Below are 17,909 nucleotides of genomic sequence, written 5' to 3'. Positions count from 1 at the left end.
CGGCCAACACCCCCCGACCCCAGCCCCCCCCCCCCCCCCCCCCCCCCCCCCCCCCCCCCCCCAACCCCCCCCCCCCCCCCCCCACCCCCCCCACCCCCCCCCCCCCCCCCCCCCCCCCCCCCCCCCCCCCCCCCCCCCCGGTGCGGGAGGGATCGGCTGCTTAAAACGTGGGATTCAACCGCGTTCGTCGGCGATATAGGCGCGGATCACGTCGGCGAAATTTTTGTCGCCCGTGAGGCCCAGCTGCTCCGCGCGCGCCGTGTTCCATGCGCCCGGCCAGCTGCCGACGATCTTCTCGATGCGCTCGTCGCGCTGCCAGTCGATGCGCTGCGCCGCTTCCTCGCCAGCCACTTCGCGCAGCGCCGCGACCATCTCGTTCACGCTCACCGACAAACCCGGCAGATTGATGACCGGCCTGAGCCCGAGTTTCGCGCGATCGATCTCGCAGCCTGCGATCAGCGCTTCGATCGCGCTTTTCGGCGAGAGAAGCCAGACGCGCGTGTCGCCATCGACGGGGCACGTCGAGCGTTCGCCGTTCAGCGGCTCGCGAATGATGCCGCTCGCGAACGACGACGCCGCCGCGTTCGGCTTGCCCGGCCGCACGCTGATGGTCGGCAGGCGCAGCACGCGGCCATCGACGAAACCGCGCCTCGCGTAGTCGGAGAGCAGCAGTTCGGCGATCGCCTTCTGCGTTCCGTACGACGATTGCGGATTGAGCGCGGTGTCGTCCTGCACGACATCGGGCAGCGCGCCGCCGTACACCGCAACCGAACTCGTGAACACGACGCGCGGCTTGTGGCCCGCCGCGCGGCACGCTTCGAGCAATGCCCGCGATGCGTCGAGGTTGATCTTCATGCCGAGATCGAAGTCCGCTTCGGCCTGGCCGCTCACGATTGCGGCGAGATGGAAGATGGCTTCCGTCTGCGTGTCGATGTGGCGTTGCAGCACGGCTGGATCGGAGATGTCGCCGGTTTCGGCGCGCACGCGTGTGTCGGCTAGCAGCCGTTCGTCGTTCGGGCGCGCGACGTCGAGCAGCACCAGTTCCGTAACCGGCTTGCCGTTCAGTTCGTTGCGCTCGAGAAGGCGTTTCGCGAGCCGCTGGCCGAGAAAGCCCGCGCCGCCGGTGATGAGAATCTTCATGTCGTCGGTTCCTTTCTTTCTTCACAGGTAGGGCTTGAGCCAGCCGAGGCCTTCGGTCGTGCTCGCCTTCGGCTTGTATTCGCAGCCGATGAAGCCTTCGTAGCCGAGCGAATCGATCAGCTCGAACAGGTACGGATAGTTGAGTTCGCCGATGTTCGGCTCGTGGCGCTCCGGCACGCCTGCGATCTGGATGTGGCCGATGCCGGCGTTCGGGCGCTTCATGTCGCGCTGCAGCTTCATCGCGATATCGCCTTCGACGATCTGGCAGTGGTAGATGTCGAATTGCACCTGCAGGTTCGATGCGCCGATTTCGTCGCAGATGGCTTGTGCATCGTCTTGACGGTTCAGGAAGAAGCCGGGGATGTCGCGGGTGTTGATCGGCTCGATCACGATGCCAATGCCCGCCTTCTGTGCTTCCTTCGCCGCGTATTCGAGGTTCTTTTTGTATACCGTGCGATGTTGCTCTCTCGGCTGTTCCGGGGCGATCAGGCCCGCCATCACGTGCAGCTTCTTGTTGCCCAGCACGGCGGCGTATTCGAGGCCCTTGGCGACGCTCTGCCTGAACTCGTCTTCTCGTCCCGGCAACGATGCGATGCCGCGCTCGCCCTTCGCCCAGTCGCCCGGCGGAGCGTTGAAAAGCGCCTGGGTCAGGCCGTTGTCCTTTAAGCGCTGCTCGATATCGGTCGCTGCGAACTCATACGGGAACAGGAATTCAACCGCCTTGAAGCCGTCTTTCGAGGCCGCGGCAAAACGGTCCAGGAACGCGTGTTCCGTGTACATCATCGTCAGGTTTGCGGCGAATTTTGGCATTTGCTTGTGCTCCGTTTGTTTGGTTCGGATTTTTTCGCGAAATCCTGTGTTCGTGTCGGTTTATTAGCTCTGCCCCTGTGCGGGGCGGCAGTCACTTTCTTTGGCTAGCGCAAAGAAAGGAATCAAAGAAAGCAGCTTCTCATCGCCCGCGGTCACTCGCACGTTGGCCATGCTAGCCAGCTGCCCGTGGTACTCGCCTAAGTGTCGCCCTCACAGGCCTAACCGGGCTTGGCTCGTGCACGGTCTGACGCGCCAAGCGTCTTGGCGCGGTGGTTCAGCAGTCATTCATCCGGCACCGCGCTTCGCGCTGCCGCCGGGTTTTTTCGTGCTCTTTGCTTTGCTACCATCGCGCGCCAAACGTGTTTCTCAAATCCTCGATCGCCTCCTCCGCTAACGGCTCGGGGCGCGGCATCGTCGATAGATATAGCTGCGCCGTTTCTTCCAATTCCTCCAGCGCGTAACTCGCGTGCGATACCGACTTTTCCCACACCACCGGTCCCAGTCGCTCCAGCAGCACCGCGCGCACCTTCGACGCCAACGCCGCCACTTCCTCCGCGACGCGGGCATCGCCCGGACGGCGATACGCGATCAACGGCACATGGCCGACCTTCATCACGTAGTACGGCGTGATAGGCGGCAAGACATCTTCCTTCTTCCAGACCCCCGCCAGCGTCAGCGCGACGAGGTGCGTCGAATGCGTATGCACCACGCCGCGGGCTTCCGCGTTGTTCTCGTAGATGCGTCGATGCAGCGCAAGCGTCTTCGATGGTCGTCCGCCCGACAGGTGATTGCCCTCTAGATCGACCTTCGCAATGTCGTTCGGATCGAGGCGGCCGAGGCACGCATCCGTCGGCGTGATGAGCCAGCCGTCATCCAGTCGCGCGCTGATGTTGCCCGCGCTGCCGACCGTGTAGCGGCGCTCGTAAAGGCTCTTGCCGGTGATGCAAATCTCTTCGCGAATAGAATTTTCGTTCGATGCCATCACAGTGCCTTCAACGCCTTCTCGAAGAAATCGGTCGTGCCGAAATTGCCGGACTTGAGCGCGAGGTCCAGCGATTCATCCGCAGTCGCGCCGATCGACTGCGTGGCCGGCACGCCCGGATCGATCTGCGGTCCGATGCGCAGCATGCGCACATCGAGCGCCTGCACCACCGCGCCCGACGTTTCGCCGCCCGCGACGACGAACTTCACGCAGCCCTCGTCGCGCAGCGCACGCGCGATCGACGCGAGCGCATCTTCGACCAGTTGCCCTGCCTTTTCGACGCCCAGTTCCTTCTGCACTGCCTTCACGTCATCGGGCGACGATGTCGCGTAGATGAGCACGGGCTCGTCGTGTTCGCGCGCGAATTCGACGGCGTTCTGCACCACCGGCTCGCCGCGCGACAGCGCCAGCGGATCGATGCGAAAACTCGGCTTCGATTCGCGCCAACGCGCGACCTGCGCGTTCGTCGCCTTCGATGCGCTACCCGCCAGCACCACCGACTTGCCCTCGATCTTCGGCAGATCGGCGGCATGTTCCGCATGCGCGAGCAGATTCGCCGCGCGGAAGTTCTGCGGCAGCCCAAGCGCGATGCCCGAGCCGCCCGTGATCAGCGCAAGATCGCGGCACGCTTCGCCCAGCACGTAGAGATCCGCATCGGATACGGCATCGGCGAGGGCGAGGCGCACGCCGTCTTTCTTCAACTCGTCGATGCGCGCACGAATCGCGTCCACGCCCTTCGCGATCGTGTCGTAACGAATCAGCCCGACCTTCGATTCCGTCTGACGCTGCAAGACGCGCACGAGGTTCGGATCGGTCATCGGCGTAAGCGGATGATTCTCCATGCCCGACTCGTTCAGCAGCACATCGCCGACGAACAGATTGCCGCGAAAAATCGTGCGGCCGTTCTCGGGAAATGCGGGGCAGGCGATGGTGAAATCCGACTTCAGCGCGTCGAGCAACGCGTCCGCGACCGGGCCGATGTTGCCTTTATCGGTGGAATCGAAGGTCGAGCAATATTTGAAGAAGAACTGGCGGCAACCCTGCTCGCGCAGCCATTCGAGCGCGTCGAGCGACTGACGCACGGCGTCGTCGGCGGCAATCGTACGCGACTTCAGCGCGACGACGATCGCATCCGCGTCGATCCGCGTCCCCGCCTCCGGAATGCCGATGGTCTGCACCGTGCGCATGCCGCCGCGCACGAGCATGTTGGCGAGATCGGTCGCGCCGGTGAAATCGTCGGCGATACAGCCGAGCAGTGCCTGCGCCGCTTGCGTCATGCCTTCGCTCCCTTCGGAATGTCGATGCCCGGAAAAATCTTGATGACCGCGGAATCGTCCTCGCCGCCGTGGCCGGCCGTGGACGCCATCATGAACATCTGGTGCGCCGCCGCCGAGAGCGGCAGCGGAAATTTCGACGTGCGCGCCGTATCGAGCACGAGGCCGAGGTCCTTCACGAAGATATCGACGGCGGAGAGCGGCGTGTAGTCGCCCGTCAAAATGTGCGGCACGCGGTTTTCGAACATCCACGAATTGCCGGCGCTGTGCGTGATGACGTCGTAGAGCGCGTCGGGATCGACGCCCTCGCGCAGGCCGAGCGCCATCGCTTCGGCGGCCGCGGCGATATGCACGCCCGCGAGCAATTGATTGATGATCTTCACCTTCGAACCCGCGCCGTGCGCGTCGCCCAGGCGATAGACCTTGCCCGCGATCGCATCGAGCACGTCCTCGCACGCGGCGTAGGCCTCGGCGGGGCCGGAAGTCATCATCGTCATGTCGCCGGAACTGGCCTTGGCCGCGCCGCCGGACAGGGGCGCGTCGAGCAAAAGCACGCCCTTTTCCGCGATGCGCTTGCCGAGCTCGGCGGCGAATTGCGGCGATACCGTCGCGCACGCGAGCACGACGCTGCCGGGTTTCATCGCGTCGACCGCACCGTTCTCGCCGAACAGCACGGACTCGGTTTGCGCCGCATTGACGACGACCGTCAGCACGACGTCGCACTTGCCGCCCATCTCCGCCGGCGACGCGCACGCGATGCCGCCTTCGGCCGCGAATGCATCGAGCACGGGCTGGCGCACATCGCATGCATGCACGGCGAAACCCGCGCGCAACAGCGAGCGCGCGACGCCCATGCCCATTGCGCCCAGCCCGATGACTCCCACGTTTCTCGTCATAGCGTTTCTCTTTCCGATGATTTCAAGTCTGTTCACATATAAAACGGTGATGCGTTGCCCCGACTTTGAAATCCATTCCAGGGGAACGCCGGGACCGGTCGTATTGCGGCGTCGCGCTTCGCTTGTTTGGGAGCGCCAAACGGCGCGCCGCGCTCCTTGCACTACAGCCGATTTCGGGCGCTCGCATGGCCGTTTTTATAAGTGAACAGACCTAACAGATACCCGCTTCAGCCAGACGGCGCGCGGCGTTGATGAGATGGGTCTGCGCGGCGTTGCGCGCGGCAGCGGAATCGCGCGAGCGGATCGCCTCGACGATCGCCGCGTGCTCCTCGCGCACCTGGCGCATGAAGTCCTCGCGCAGCGCCTCGTTGCCGCGCGTAACGAGCGTGCCGGCTTCGAGATACTGGTTCAGAAAGGTGAGGGTTTTCAGAAAGTATGGATTGCCCGTCGCGTTCGCAATTTCCCGGTGGAACGCCACGTCTTCCCCGACACCGTCCCTGCCCTCGCGAACCGCTTCGTCGATGCGCGCAAGGGCGTCGTCGATGGCGGCGAGTTGCTCGTCGGTGCGGCGCTGCGCGGCCTCGGACGCGACTTCGGCCTCGATCGCCCGGCGCAGCGCGAGAATCTGCACGACCGCGCCCGGCTCGACCGCCTGCGCATAATCGATCCGCAACGGCCGGATGCCCGCCCGCTCGACGATGTACACGCCGCTGCCCTGCCGCGGCTCGACCATGCCTTCGTTCTTCAGCCGCGAGACGGCTTCGCGGATCACCGTGCGGCTCACGCCGAATTCCTGCGCGAGCACGGCTTCGGTCGGCAGCTTGCCGCTCGCGGCGAAACTGCCCTTCTCGATCAACTTTTGCAATTGCTGCGCGACCGTGTCGGACAGCGCGCGCGGCGGGATTTTTTCGAACATGCGATCCGATGAGGCACGTAAAGTCATCGGGTCATCATACAAGTTTCGTCGACAGTCTTTAACCGGGGAATAACCCTCGGCCGCCGTTACTGCGCGAGCGGTTCGTCGATGAGCGCGAGCGCGTCGCGGATTTCGGAGACGTCGCCTGGGCGCACGAGGCGCGCGACTTCCTTGCCGCCGAGCATGAAGACGAGCGTCGGCCAGAGTTTCACGCGAAACGAGCGGCCCAACGGCCGGCCGCTGCCGTCCTCGATCTTCATGTGCTTGACCGCGCCATGATCCTGGAACGCCTGCGCGATCAGCGGCTGCGCGGCGCGGCAGAAGCCGCACCAGTCGGTGCCGAACTCGACGACCGTCGCGCCGCTCAGCGCGTCGATTTCCTCGCGCGCGGGCGCGGTCTTCGCGTACTCGGTATTCATGCTCATGACGCTCGTCCTTGCTTTTTATCCCTCGACGAAATTAGCAGAAAACTTGCCCGCCCGCCGCGGCGAGCGGACGCGAAACCGCGGATTACGATCCGACTGCGATCGACGTCACCTCGTTATTGATGCCGCCCGAAATCGTCACCGGTATGTTCATTCGCAGCGCCATCATGAAAAGGCTGTTTCTGTTGTCAAAGTAATCCTTGTTGGGCCACATCTGCGCGCAATAACGCGACCCGTCGCCCGTCTGAAGCACATAACTGATCGCCGAACCTTGGTCCTTATCGACGATTCTCACCACCATGCCCGTACGTGTGTCGTGCAATTTCAAAAATGCGCAATTCAACGACGGAATGGGCGAATCGCTCGGCGCAACGGCGAGCCCCGTTATATTTCCGGAATTGTCGCCGGAAAGCGCGACGGGCAGGCCATAATCCAGCGCCATCATCAAGAGATTGTTTCTGTTCTCATGCGTGGCGATATTCAATTGGCCGCAATATAATGCGCCTTCGCCTGTTCTCAGGACGAAATTGACGTTATCCAGATCGTTCGAATCGATAATGCGGGCGAGAAACCCGCCCTTGACACCCGTGAGCGGAATGCCACCTCGAACGATGCCCAGGTTGATTGAACTATCTACGTTTCTCACTAGTGATCCCTTTCTGTCAAAAATTCTGATTCGCGCGCGTCCCTTTAACCGCGTAGCGCGATGCGATCAGTATGGGTGATCGGTCCGCGCATCGTTCGGCTGCGGGCCGCCGCTATCGAAAAACACGTGACCCGGCGCGCCGACGACTGCCGTTTTCACATAGCTGTTGATTGCGCCGACCACCATCACGGAGCGCCCGGATTCGAGGGCGAGGCGCAGCAGCGCATCGCGGTTACGCCGGCGCCGCACGTCCATCTGCGCGCAGGACTGCGTGCCGTCGGGCGATTGCAGGAGGTAATTCACATAGACCGACGCATCGGAGTCGACGATACGGACGACCACTCCTATCTGCGCGCCACCCAAAGGAGTCCCCGGGCAGATGAGCGAGGGGATTACCGCCGAGCTTCTGATTTTCATTTGATGCCTCCTGATATGGAACGCCGCCTTTCGTGGAAATCGAATGATTATCCCGGGCAGGCGGCTTATCGTTTTCTCGAAAGGTTGTTCTCATTTTTGCGTCGATTCACATATATCAGGCTTTCTATGTATCTTCTTAAACATGCCTGGTCCCGGTCTAGTCGACAAAAATCGGTTGATTAAACGAAGCGCGCGCGCAGCGCCGAAGGCGTTGAGCGTCCGAAGACAGCTTTTAATAATACTAATGTGGTCAGGAAAACGATTAATCGGAGCGATTTTTGCGAGCGTCATATGCTCGAATCTACGGAATCAATATTCTCTCAGTCAATTTGATAATTGTCATTTTTTGCGTGGCGACAAACGCAGCGCCGCCATTGCGGCGGCGCTGAATCGTACGGTCTGCGGTGGGATGTTCAGGCGCGAGCCATGCGCGAGCGGCGCGCCTCATAGGCCTTCAGATGTGTGTAAGCCACCGCCAGAGCGGAGACACCGTTCACCGCCGCGCGCCGCCGCGCCAGCAGGTCGCCGACGATATGATCCGCCTCGATCGGCGCGCCGTTCTCCAGATCGCGCAGCATCGACGCGGTCATCGACGAGCCGCGCTCCGATAAGAACGCACGGGCGCGCGCGACGACCGCCTCGCCCGGCGCGTGCGCATTGTCGGCGGCGATGCCGCGGCATTCGTCGAAGAGCTGGAACAGCAGCGCTTCGCCGCCCGGCGCCGCGAGAATGTCGCCGATGGGCGCGCGCATCAGGCACGTGCCCGTCGCGAGCGTCGCGAGGAACACCCACTTGTCCCACATCGATTGCAGGATGTCCTCGCTCACGTTCAGATCGAAGCCCGCGCCGCCGAGTTGCGCGGCGATCGCATCGATGCGCACGGAACGGCCGCCGGTGCGTTCGCCGATAGTCATCGAATGCATGTTGTTCAGATGCAGGATCTCGCCCCCGGCGTCGAGCGTCGCGGCGATCACGCACTGGCCGCCGAGCACGTTCGCAGGATCGAAGCGCGCATCGAGCGCGTCGAGATGGCCCATGCCGTTCAGGAGCGGCAGGATCGCGGTGTCCGGGCCGACGGCCGGTGCGAAGGAATCGATCGCGCCTTGCAGGTCATAGGCCTTGCAGCTCAGCAACACGAGGTCGAAAGGCTGGCCGATGTCTTTGGCGAGCACGATCGGCGGACAGGCGAACGCGAGATCGCCTTCCGGACTTTTCACTTTCAGGCCGCATTGCCGCAGCCGCTCGGCGCGCCGCTCGCGCACGAGGAAGGTCACGTCCCTGCCCACGTCGAGCAACCGCGCGCCGAAATAACCACCGATGGCCCCCGCGCCCACTACCAGAATCCGCATGTCTCGCTCCTATTGGTCAGATGCACCGTTTCACGCCTGCCATACGCCATAGCCCGCTTCCCGCAAGCCGATCGCCAGTTCCACTTCCATGTCGCGCGCGCCGTCGTAGGGCATCGGGTTGTACATCTCGTACAGATGCGGCAGAAGCCGCAGCCCGAACTCGCGCACGAAACGGTTCGACTGGATGCCCGCCTTGTGCTTGTCGAAACGCACGTCGGGATCGATGCCGGTCATGCCCACATAAACGAACGGCATGCCGATCACGTAGTCGGGATTCGCGCGGCGAAAACGCGCTTCGTTCCAGACCGTGCCGGACAGTTCGATCACATAGACGGAGTAATGATGGCGGCGCGCGCGCCGGAAGGGCGGCATGTTGCGGGTGGCCTTCGCGGCGTGCTCGTTGCGGGCGTTCATTCTAAGACGGCATAGCGCCCTGCGCTCGATCGGCCGGCGCACACTCTGCCGGATGCGGCTCGAAGTGGTAAATTCGGGGCGGTCTGCGCTCGCGCAAGACGATCGGATCGCGAAACGGCCCGTCGAGCCGCCGATCGAGCCTGAGACGACCTCTCACGCGAGCGCCGCTCCCATCGACACGTTTTCATCCCGAAGCCGCGCCACGAGCCGCGTTCGCTTCGGTCATCCGGAGATCAAGCATGAGCAAACAAGCTATCGGCGTGGTGGGCCTCGCCGTCATGGGCCGCAATCTGGCCTTGAACATCGAGAGCCGCGGTCACGCCGTTTCGGTCTACAACCGCAGCCGCGCCAAAACCGACGAACTGATTGCCGAAAATCCCGACAGGAAGCTCGTGCCGACCTACACGCTCGAAGAGTTCGTCGAGTCGCTCGAAAAGCCGCGCCGCATTCTGATGATGGTGAAGGCGGGCGCCGGCACCGACGAGACCATCGCTTCGCTGCGTCCGTTGCTCGAGAAGGGCGACATTCTCATCGACGGCGGCAACACGCATTTCACCGACACCATCCGCCGCAATCAGGACCTCGCGAAGTCGGGCCTGCATTTCATCGGCACGGGCGTGTCCGGCGGCGAGGAAGGCGCGCTGAAAGGCCCGTCGATCATGCCGGGCGGACAAAAGGAAGCGTACGAACTCGTCGCGCCGATCCTGACCGAGATCGCCGCGAAGGCGCCGGACGGCGAGCCGTGCGTCGCGTACATGGGTCCGGACGGCGCGGGCCATTTCGTGAAGATGGTGCATAACGGCATCGAGTACGGCGACATGCAACTGATCGCCGAGAGCTATGACGTGTTGAAGCGCGTCGCGGGCTTGTCGAACGAAGAACTCGGCAAGGTGTACGTCGAGTGGAATCAGGGCGAGCTGGACAGCTATCTGATCGAGATCACGTCGAAGATCTTCTCGAAGAAGGACGAGGAAACCGGCAAGGATCTCGTGGATGTGATTCTCGACCGCGCCGCGCAAAAGGGCACCGGCAAGTGGACGAGCCAGAACGCGCTCGACCTCGGCGCACCGCTGCCCCTGATTACCGAAGCGGTATTCGCGCGCGTGCTGTCGTCGCTGAAGGATCAGCGCGTGGCGGCGAGCAAGGTTCTGAGCGGCCCGGCGCCGAAGTTCGATGGCGATCGCGCCGCGTTCGTCGAAGCGGTGCGGCGTGCGTTGTATCTCAGCAAGATCGTTTCGTATGCGCAAGGGTTCGCGCAGTTGCGCGCGGCATCGGAAGAGTACAAGTGGGATTTGCACTACGGCGAGATCGCGAAGATCTTCCGCGCGGGCTGCATCATCCGCGCGCGCTTTTTGCAGAAAATCACCGACGCGTATGAGAAGAATCCGCAGCTCGCGAACCTGCTGCTCGATCCGTATTTCAGCGATATCGCCGCGAAGTATCAGGACGCATTGCGCGATGTGGTCGTCGCGGCAGTGAAGGCGGGGATCCCGGTGCCCGCGTTTTCATCGGCGATTGCCTATTTCGATGCGTATCGCTCGGAGCGGCTGCCCGCGAATCTCGTGCAGGCGCAACGGGATTTCTTCGGTGCGCATACGTTCGAACGGGTGGATAAGGCGGGGAGTTTTCACGCGAACTGGGCGTGATGGATTGACGGCTTGATCGGAACGGGGCAGCTCATGGAGTTGCCCCGTTTTGTTTCGGATCACCCCAACGCCACCCATTCCCCATTACGCTCGCTGCTCCTCAACACCGCCTCCACGAACCGCAACCCCGCGACCCCATCCTCGACGGTCGTAAGCCACTCATCGCCCTGCGTGGTGCCACTCGCGATGCACGCCGCCGCATCCGTATAAACCTGCGCGAACGCTTCCAGATACCCTTCCGGATGCCCCGCCGGCACGCGCGTCGCATGCAGCGCTTCCGGGCTTTGCACGCGGCCGCGCGTGATGCGTTCCGACGCGCCGCCGATCGGCGTGAACCACAACTCGTTCGGCTTTTGCTGATCGAACGCGATGCCCGCCTTCGTGCCGTACACACGCAAGCGCAGCGCGTTCTCCTCGCCCGCCGCGACCTGGCTCGTCCACAGCATTCCACGGGCGCCGCCGGCATAGCGGAGCATCGCTTGCACGTGATCGTCGACACGGCGATTCGGCACGAACGTCGTCACATCCGCCGATATCTCCGCCGGCCGCATGCCCGTCACGTATTCCGCGAGCTGGTACGCATGCGTGCCGATATCGCCGAGACAGCCCGCCGGACCGGCGAGCGCCGGATCCGTGCGCCACACCGCCTGCCGGTTCGCCTGCGTCTCGACGGGCAACGACAGCCAATCCTGCGCATATTCCACCTGCACGACGCGAATATCGCCGAGGAGACCGCGCCGCACCATCCCGCGCGCGTGACGCACCAGCGGATAGCCCGTATAGGTATAAGTCACCGCGAACACGCGATCCTTCTCGCGCGCGAGTTTCGCCAGCGCCTCGCCTTCATCGAGCGATATCGCGAGCGGCTTGTCGCAGATCACGTGGATGCCGGCTTCCAGAAAAGCCGTGGCGATCGGCGCATGCAGATGATTGGGCGTGACGATCGCCACGGCCTCGATGCCGTCCGAGCGCCCCGCCTCGACGCGCGCCATCTCGCGATAATCGTCGTAGCTGCGCGCAAGACCTATCGCCGCCGCGCTCGACGCCGCCCGCCGCGCATCCGACGACAACGCGCCCGCGACGAGCTCGTAACGATCGTCGAGCCGCGCCGCCATCCGATGCACCGCGCCGATGAACGCGCCCTCGGCGCCGCCGACCATGCCCAGCCGCACGCGATTCATCGCGTCTCTCCAGTCTTGTCGCCGATCCCGAGCACGCCGCGCATCTGTTCGCGGCTCGCGCCGCTGCCGGCGAAGTCGTCGAACGCACGCTCGGCCACGCGGATGATGTGATCTCGAATGAACACCGCGCCCTCGCGCGCGCCGTCTTCCGGATGCTTCAACGCGCATTCCCATTCGAGCACGGCCCAGCCGGGAAAATCGTATTGCGCCATCTTCGAGAAGATCGCCTTGAAGTCGATCTGGCCATCGCCCAGGGAGCGAAAGCGTCCCGCGCGATCGGTCCATCCCGAATAGCCGCCGTACACGCCCTGCTTTCCGTTCGGCCGGAACTCCGCGTCCTTCACATGAAACGCCTTGATGCGCGAGTGATAGATGTCGATGAACGCGAGGTAGTCGAGCTGCTGCAGCACGAAGTGACTCGGATCGAACAGGATGTTCGCGCGCGGATGATCGTCCACCGCCGCGAGAAAGCGCTCGAACGTGACGCCGTCGTGCAAATCCTCGCCGGGATGCAGTTCGTAGCATACGTCGATGCCCGCGCGATCGAACTCGTCGAGAATCGGGCGCCAGCGTTTCGCGAGCTCTTCGAACGCGGCTTCGACGAGCCCCGCCGGACGCTGCGGCCACGGATAGACATACGGCCACGCGAGCGCGCCCGAAAACGTCACGTGCGCGCTCAGACCCAGACGCTTCGACGCCGCCGCCGCGAGCTTCAATTGCGATATCGCCCACTCCGTGCGCGCCGTGGGATTGCCGCGCACCTGCGGCGCGGCGAAGCCGTCGAACAGCGTGTCGTAGGCGGGATGCACCGCGACAAGCTGGCCTTGCAGATGCGTCGACAACTCGGTGATCGCCACGCCGGCATCGTCGACGGTGCGGCGAATCTCATCGCAATAGGCATCGCTCGACGCGGCCTTTTCCAGATCGATCAGACGCGGATCGGCGGGCACCTGGATGCCTTCATAACCGAGCGACGCCGCCCACGACGCGAGATTCTCCAACGTATCGAACGGCGGCTCTTCGCCCATGAACTGCGCGAGAAATATCGCCGGCCCTTTGATGGTCTTCATCTTTCGCCTCTACGGGAAAGAAGGCCGCGTGAACGGCCTTCGCACATCAGAACGGCGAGTTCGGAAAATAGAACTGCTTGGCGTTGTCCTTCGTGATGAGCACCGACGGGATGATGGTCGTCGGCGGCAGCTTGTCGCCCTTCAGGCGCGCCTCGGCGGTCAGCTTGATCGCGTCGTAGATGAACTTCGGCGAGTACGACACGTCGGCCTGCACGCGCTTGTCGCCGTCCATGACGCGCTTCACCGCTTCCTTCGATCCCGCGCCGCCGAAGACGATCTTCACGTCGGTGCGCTTCGCCTGATCGATCGCCTTGAGCACGCCGACCATCATGTCGTCGTCGGCGGCCCAGACGGCGTCGATGTGCTTGAAGCGCGTGAGATAGTCCTGCATCACCTTGAAGGCATCGTCGCGATTCCAGTTGGCGTACTTCGCGTCGAGAATCTTCATGTCCGGATGCTGCTTGATCACGCCTTCGAACGCGGTCCAGCGTTCGTTGTCGAGCGTCGTCGGAATGCCGCGCAGCGCGACGATGTCGCCCTTGCCGTTCAGCGTCTTCGCGATGTATTCCGCGGGAATCTTGCCGAACGCGGTGTTGTCGCCGGCGACATAGGCATCCTGCGCGCTGGTGTCGGTGAGTCCGCGATCGACCACCGTCACGTACACGCCCTTCTTCTTCACCTGCGCGACAGGCTGCGTGAGCGACGCCGATTCCTGCGGGAAGATCACGAGCGCGTTGATCTTGTTGACCGTCACGAGGTCCTGCAACTGGTTCGCCTGCTCGGGCGCGGTGCCGGCCGTCTTCACGATCACTTTCAAGTCAGGATGCGCCTTCTCCAGCTCCTTCTTCGCTTCGTTGGCCCACCATACGATGCCGCCCGTGAAACCGTGATCCGCGGTCGGAATGGCGACGCCGAGCACGACCTTGTCGGCGGCATGAGCAGACGGCGATGCGGCGGCGAACGCACTCGCCGCAAGGGTGAGCGCGCCGAGCGCGCGAAGCATGTTCTTCATGACGATGTCTCCTTGTCTTGTGGATATTCCGGCTAACGACGACCGCGCTGCAAAAATGCTACGAGGATGATGACGGCGCCCTGCACCGCCGCGTTCAGATACACGCTGATGATGCTCGTCAGGTTCAGGATGTTGTTGATGACCGAAAGCAGGATCGCGCCGATGACCGTGCCGATCACGCGCCCTTCGCCGCCCTTCAACGCCGTGCCGCCGACCACGACGGACGCGATCGCTTCGAGCTCCCACAAGAGGCCCGTCGTCGGCGTGGCCGACCCCAGGCGCGGCACGTACAAAATCGTCGCGACGGCCACGCACAGGCCCAGCAGCACATACGTGACGATCTTCACGCGATCCACGCGAATGGCCGCATAGCGCGCGACCTGTTCGCTCGAACCGATCGCCTGAACGTGCCGTCCATATACGGTTCGATTGAGCACGAGCGCGCCGCCCGCCGCGACGATCAGGAAGATCCAGATCGGCACCGGCACGCCGAAAAGGCTCGCGTAATAGACCGGCCCGTAAAGATCGACGAGCGAGTTGTCGAGCGTGAGCGCGCCGCCGTCCGCGAGCCACGTGAGCAGCGCGCGAAAGATGCCGAGCGTGCCCAGGGTGACGATGAACGGCTCGATGCGCCCCTTCGTCACGAGCACGCCATGCGCGAAGCCGAACAGCGCACCGAGCACGAGCGCGAGCACGACGCCCAACGCGATGATCACAAGCGGCGGCACCGCGTGCCCGTGAAAGCCCTGCAGGAGCGCGTTCATCATGTAGATCATGCTGCCCGCGATCAGCGCGGCCATCGAGCCGACCGACAGATCGATGCCGCCCGAGATGATCACGAAGGTCATGCCCACCGCGATGATGCCGATGAACGACGTGCGCGTGAGCACGTTCATCGCGTTGTCGAGGGTGGCGAAGTCGCTGTTGAGCAGCGTGCCGCCGATGCACAGCGCGATCAGCCCGATCAGCGGCCCGACGCCGAACAGAAAGCGCGCGGCGGCGGAAAGGCGGCTTTCGCTTTCGATGTCTTCAGTGTGTGCCGGTCGCATGCGCGATCAACCTCTCTTCGGTCAAAAGATCCATGCCGAGCGTCGCGACGAGCTCGCCCGCGCGCATCACCGCGACGCGATGACACAAGCCGATCAGCTCGATCAGCTCGGATGAAATCACGATCACCGCCCGGCCCTCGGCGGCGAGCCGATGAATCAGAAAATAGATGTCGCGTTTCGCGCCGACATCGACGCCGCGCGTCGGCTCGTCGAGCACGATCACGCGCGGATCGGGATTCAAAAACTTCGCGAGCGCGAGCTTTTGCTGATTGCCGCCCGAGAGCATGCGCGCGCGAATGGACGGGTTTCCCGTGCGAATGCCGAAATCGTTCACCGCTTTTTTCAACGCTTCGCGTTCGGCGTGGATGTCGATGAAGGGATGCGCATAGCGCTCCAGCGTCATCATCGTCAGGTTGTCTTTCAGCGCCATGTCGACGTGCAGTCCGCGTCCTTTTCTATCCTCGCTCAGATACGTGAGGCCTTGCTTCATCGCTTCGCGCGGGCTTTTGAGGTTGACGTTTTTTCCGTCGATCACGACGCGTCCCGCGCAAAGCGGACGCAAGCCGACGAGCGCCTCGAACAACTCCGTGCGCCCGGCGCCGACCAGCCCCGCGAAGCCGAACACTTCGCCCTTGCGCACCGAGAAGCCGATGCCGTTCGCCCAGCCCGGAACCGATGCGCCTTCGACCTCGAACGCGATAGGCGCGTCGTCGGTCAATGGCGGCTTGTCGGGGAACATGTCGGAGACTTCGCGGCCGACCATAAGATTGGCCATCTGCTGGCGCGTGAGCTCGTCGGTCGGCGCGCGCGCGACGAAGCGGCCATCGCGCATCACGATCACTTCGTCGGTCACGCGCTCCACTTCGTCGAGCTTGTGCGAGATATAGACGATGGTCGTGCCCGCCTCCTTCAAACGCGCCATCAGGCCGAAGAGGCGCTGCGTCTCCGATGGCGTGAGCGTCGCGGTCGGCTCGTCCATGACGAGCAGGCGCGCGTCGCGCAGCATCGCCTTCGCGATCTCGACGAGCTGCTTCTCCGCGACGATCAGGTCTCGCACCTTGGTATCCGGATTCGTGTGCAGGCCGACGTCGGTGAGGCGCGCACGCGCGGCTTCGTGCATCGCGGGTTCGTCGAGAAAGAAGCCTTTCTTCAGCTCGTGCCCGAGGAACATGTTCTGCGTGATGCTCAAGTGATCCGCGAGATTGAGTTCCTGATGGATCAGCACGATGCCCGCCTGTTCGGCGTCGCGTGAACTCGCGAAGTCGCGCTCGCGTTCGTCGATGTACAGCTCGCCCGCGTTCGCGCGCTCATAGCCCGCGAGGATCTTCATCAACGTGGATTTGCCCGCGCCGTTCTCGCCGAGCAATCCGTAGATGCGCCCCGGCGCGATATCGAAGGTGACGCCGTGCAGCACGCGCACCGGGCCAAACTGTTTTTCGATGCCCTGAAAGCGCACGGCGAGGCTCATCGTCACGCGCTCCTTCTTTTGATCAGCCGATGCGGCAGCAACACGCCCGGCACTTCGGCGCGCGGATCGCGCAGGCGCTTGAGCAGAAGTTCGGCGGCGGTTTCGCCGAGCAGTTGCATCGGTTGCGACACGGTCGTCAAAGGCGGATCGACATGCGCGGCGACGGCGATGTCGTCGAAGCCGACGACCGCGACATCGTCGGGCACCGCGAGGCCCGCGCCGCGAAAGCCGTTCATCACACCGATGGCGAGCGTATCGGAGACGGCGAAGGCGGCGGTCGGCCTCGCATCGCCGAGAGACGCGAGTTGCGCGGCCGCGCGTTCGCCGGCGTCGTAATCGAGGCTGTCGAGCTCGATCAGCCATTCCGCGCGCGGCTCGATGCCCGCGTCCTTCAGCGCGTCGCGATAACCCGCGAGCCGCTGACGCCCGTATAGATAACCCTGCCCCGAGTTGATGAGCGCGATACGCCGATGACCCTTGGCCGTCAGATAGCGCACGACATCGCCCGCGGCGAGATGATTGTCGATGCCGACATACGGCACGCCCGCGGCGGGATCGAACTCGCAGCACGCGACCCACGGCAGCGCCGACGCTTCTTCGGCGAGCGCGTTCTGCACGGCGGCGGGATCGAGGCAGATTGCGCCATCGGCGCGGCGTCCGCGCAGGAGATCGAAATAGCTTCGCTCGCGCAGCGGGTCCGCGCCGGTGTCGCACAACAGCATGAAGTAGCCGTTCTGGCGCGCGACGCTGTCGATGCCGCGCACGATCGCCGCGTAGAACGGGTTGCCGAAGTCGGGGACCATGGTGAGCAGCAGGCGGCTTTCAGCCGTGCGCAGATTGCGCGCGAGCTCGTTGATGCGATAGCCGCTCGCCGCAACCGCTTCGAGGACTTTGCCGCGCGTGGCTTCGCGAACGTTCGTATGCCCGTTGAGCACGCGCGAAACGGTCGCGACCGACACGCCCGCGCGCTCGGCGACGTCGGCAATCGATACTTCCTCACGTGGACGAACCGTATCCGACATTGCGGCGTTGCTCGCGCGATCGAGATGTAATGGATTACATTATTTGATCGTACGAGCGCGATGGCAACAGCAATCGACTAGGGACAAACGCTTAAGACAGAAATTCACGCGCATGTGTCGATCCTCTGTGGTGTGGCTCGTCGTAAGGTGTGAGCGGGCAATGTCGCCCGACACCAATACACTCTTTTGACG

At 63.6% G+C, this 17,909-nt stretch carries 18 protein-coding genes; 1 reads left to right on the top strand and 17 read right to left on the bottom strand.

The features are described 5' to 3' along the window. Positions 1–174: 174 nt before the first annotated feature. From denD to NCS28_RS14575, 11 genes are all read right to left on the bottom strand, one after another. Positions 175–1,140, bottom strand: coding sequence for a D-erythronate dehydrogenase (denD, locus tag NCS28_RS14625; protein ID WP_250514484.1), 966 nt, complete (start codon positions 1,138–1,140; stop codon positions 175–177). 21 nt (positions 1,141–1,161) lie between these two features. Then, positions 1,162–1,950: a 2-oxo-tetronate isomerase gene (gene otnI / locus NCS28_RS14620; protein ID WP_250514483.1), complete on the bottom strand. Its 789-nt coding sequence runs from the start codon at positions 1,948–1,950 to the stop codon at positions 1,162–1,164. A gap of 340 nt (positions 1,951–2,290) precedes the next feature. Further along, positions 2,291–2,932 (bottom strand): 3-oxo-tetronate 4-phosphate decarboxylase, encoded by a 642-nt coding sequence (otnC, locus tag NCS28_RS14615; protein ID WP_250514482.1) that lies wholly within the window; start codon positions 2,930–2,932, stop codon positions 2,291–2,293. After that, entirely contained in the window at positions 2,932–4,209 is a 1,278-nt protein-coding gene (gene otnK / locus NCS28_RS14610) for a 3-oxo-tetronate kinase (protein ID WP_250514481.1), read from the bottom strand. The genes otnC and otnK overlap by 1 nt, the downstream gene beginning before the upstream one ends. After that, positions 4,206–5,102: an L-threonate dehydrogenase gene (gene ltnD, locus NCS28_RS14605; RefSeq protein ID WP_250514480.1), complete on the bottom strand. Its 897-nt coding sequence runs from the start codon at positions 5,100–5,102 to the stop codon at positions 4,206–4,208. Before ltnD ends, otnK begins: the two co-directional genes overlap by 4 nt. A gap of 211 nt (positions 5,103–5,313) precedes the next feature. Next, positions 5,314–6,018, bottom strand: a complete 705-nt coding sequence (locus NCS28_RS14600) for a FadR/GntR family transcriptional regulator (protein WP_250514479.1) — start codon at positions 6,016–6,018, stop codon at positions 5,314–5,316. Between the two features lie 86 nt (positions 6,019–6,104). Continuing rightward, complete coding sequence (locus NCS28_RS14595; RefSeq protein WP_250514478.1) at positions 6,105–6,443, bottom strand: thioredoxin family protein; 339 nt, start codon at positions 6,441–6,443, stop codon at positions 6,105–6,107. A gap of 85 nt (positions 6,444–6,528) precedes the next feature. Continuing rightward, on the bottom strand, positions 6,529–7,089 hold the full coding sequence (locus tag NCS28_RS14590) for a hypothetical protein (RefSeq protein ID WP_250514477.1): 561 nt from the start codon (positions 7,087–7,089) through the stop codon (positions 6,529–6,531). 66 nt (positions 7,090–7,155) lie between these two features. Beyond that, the gene (locus NCS28_RS14585) at positions 7,156–7,506 is read right to left on the bottom strand and encodes a hypothetical protein (RefSeq protein WP_250514476.1); all 351 of its coding nucleotides are present in this window, start codon (positions 7,504–7,506) and stop codon (positions 7,156–7,158) included. 413 nt (positions 7,507–7,919) lie between these two features. Further along, positions 7,920–8,855 carry a 2-dehydropantoate 2-reductase gene (gene panE, locus NCS28_RS14580; protein WP_250514475.1) on the bottom strand — a complete coding sequence of 312 codons (936 nt, stop codon included), beginning with the start codon at positions 8,853–8,855 and terminating at the stop codon, positions 7,920–7,922. Between the two features lie 30 nt (positions 8,856–8,885). Continuing rightward, on the bottom strand, positions 8,886–9,227 hold the full coding sequence (locus NCS28_RS14575; protein ID WP_250514486.1) for a hypothetical protein: 342 nt from the start codon (positions 9,225–9,227) through the stop codon (positions 8,886–8,888). A gap of 281 nt (positions 9,228–9,508) precedes the next feature. Here NCS28_RS14575 and gnd point away from each other — a divergent pair, with 281 nt between their 5' ends. Then, on the top strand, positions 9,509–10,915 hold the full coding sequence (gnd, locus tag NCS28_RS14570) for an NADP-dependent phosphogluconate dehydrogenase (protein ID WP_250514474.1): 1,407 nt from the start codon (positions 9,509–9,511) through the stop codon (positions 10,913–10,915). 59 nt (positions 10,916–10,974) lie between these two features. Here gnd and NCS28_RS14565 read toward each other — a convergent pair whose 3' ends face one another. The 6 genes from NCS28_RS14565 to NCS28_RS14540 are packed head-to-tail and all read right to left on the bottom strand — an operon-like array spanning position 10,975 to position 17,717. Beyond that, complete coding sequence (locus tag NCS28_RS14565) at positions 10,975–12,096, bottom strand: Gfo/Idh/MocA family protein (RefSeq protein WP_250514473.1); 1,122 nt, start codon at positions 12,094–12,096, stop codon at positions 10,975–10,977. Continuing rightward, positions 12,093–13,166 carry a sugar phosphate isomerase/epimerase family protein gene (locus NCS28_RS14560; RefSeq protein WP_250514472.1) on the bottom strand — a complete coding sequence of 358 codons (1,074 nt, stop codon included), beginning with the start codon at positions 13,164–13,166 and terminating at the stop codon, positions 12,093–12,095. The genes NCS28_RS14565 and NCS28_RS14560 overlap by 4 nt, the downstream gene beginning before the upstream one ends. 46 nt (positions 13,167–13,212) lie before the next feature. After that, positions 13,213–14,178 (bottom strand): substrate-binding domain-containing protein, encoded by a 966-nt coding sequence (locus tag NCS28_RS14555; protein ID WP_250514471.1) that lies wholly within the window; start codon positions 14,176–14,178, stop codon positions 13,213–13,215. A 32-nt stretch (positions 14,179–14,210) separates the two neighbouring features. Next, positions 14,211–15,227: an ABC transporter permease gene (locus NCS28_RS14550; protein WP_250514470.1), complete on the bottom strand. Its 1,017-nt coding sequence runs from the start codon at positions 15,225–15,227 to the stop codon at positions 14,211–14,213. Continuing rightward, entirely contained in the window at positions 15,208–16,695 is a 1,488-nt protein-coding gene (locus tag NCS28_RS14545) for a sugar ABC transporter ATP-binding protein (RefSeq protein WP_250514469.1), read from the bottom strand. The genes NCS28_RS14550 and NCS28_RS14545 overlap by 20 nt, the downstream gene beginning before the upstream one ends. 2 nt (positions 16,696–16,697) lie before the next feature. Continuing rightward, on the bottom strand, positions 16,698–17,717 hold the full coding sequence (locus NCS28_RS14540; protein ID WP_250514468.1) for a LacI family DNA-binding transcriptional regulator: 1,020 nt from the start codon (positions 17,715–17,717) through the stop codon (positions 16,698–16,700). Between the last annotated feature and the right edge of the window lie 192 nt (positions 17,718–17,909).

The organism is Caballeronia sp. INDeC2 (genome assembly GCF_023631325.1).
Taxonomy (GTDB): domain Bacteria; phylum Pseudomonadota; class Gammaproteobacteria; order Burkholderiales; family Burkholderiaceae; genus Caballeronia.
Note: the sequence above shows the minus strand (reverse complement) of the source record. Positions and strands in the feature narration are given on the sequence as shown.

Bases quoted from the DNA above. Each gene is read 5' to 3' on its own strand.
- denD (WP_250514484.1), bottom strand. From the start codon at position 1,140: ATGAAGATTCTCATCACCGGCGGCGCGGGCTTTCTCGGCCAGCGGCTC.
- otnI (WP_250514483.1), bottom strand. From the start codon at position 1,950: ATGCCAAAATTCGCCGCAAACCTGACGATGATGTACACGGAACACGCG.
- otnC (WP_250514482.1), bottom strand. From the start codon at position 2,932: ATGGCATCGAACGAAAATTCTATTCGCGAAGAGATTTGCATCACCGGC.
- otnK (WP_250514481.1), bottom strand. From the start codon at position 4,209: ATGACGCAAGCGGCGCAGGCACTGCTCGGCTGTATCGCCGACGATTTC.
- ltnD (WP_250514480.1), bottom strand. From the start codon at position 5,102: ATGACGAGAAACGTGGGAGTCATCGGGCTGGGCGCAATGGGCATGGGC.
- NCS28_RS14600 (WP_250514479.1), bottom strand. From the start codon at position 6,018: ATGTTCGAAAAAATCCCGCCGCGCGCGCTGTCCGACACGGTCGCGCAG.
- NCS28_RS14595 (WP_250514478.1), bottom strand. From the start codon at position 6,443: ATGAGCATGAATACCGAGTACGCGAAGACCGCGCCCGCGCGCGAGGAA.
- NCS28_RS14585 (WP_250514476.1), bottom strand. From the start codon at position 7,506: ATGAAAATCAGAAGCTCGGCGGTAATCCCCTCGCTCATCTGCCCGGGG.
- panE (WP_250514475.1), bottom strand. From the start codon at position 8,855: ATGCGGATTCTGGTAGTGGGCGCGGGGGCCATCGGTGGTTATTTCGGC.
- NCS28_RS14575 (WP_250514486.1), bottom strand. From the start codon at position 9,227: ATGCCGCCCTTCCGGCGCGCGCGCCGCCATCATTACTCCGTCTATGTG.
- gnd (WP_250514474.1), top strand. From the start codon at position 9,509: ATGAGCAAACAAGCTATCGGCGTGGTGGGCCTCGCCGTCATGGGCCGC.
- NCS28_RS14565 (WP_250514473.1), bottom strand. From the start codon at position 12,096: ATGAATCGCGTGCGGCTGGGCATGGTCGGCGGCGCCGAGGGCGCGTTC.
- NCS28_RS14560 (WP_250514472.1), bottom strand. From the start codon at position 13,166: ATGAAGACCATCAAAGGGCCGGCGATATTTCTCGCGCAGTTCATGGGC.
- NCS28_RS14555 (WP_250514471.1), bottom strand. From the start codon at position 14,178: ATGAAGAACATGCTTCGCGCGCTCGGCGCGCTCACCCTTGCGGCGAGT.
- NCS28_RS14550 (WP_250514470.1), bottom strand. From the start codon at position 15,227: ATGCGACCGGCACACACTGAAGACATCGAAAGCGAAAGCCGCCTTTCC.
- NCS28_RS14545 (WP_250514469.1), bottom strand. From the start codon at position 16,695: ATGAGCCTCGCCGTGCGCTTTCAGGGCATCGAAAAACAGTTTGGCCCG.
- NCS28_RS14540 (WP_250514468.1), bottom strand. From the start codon at position 17,717: ATGTCGGATACGGTTCGTCCACGTGAGGAAGTATCGATTGCCGACGTC.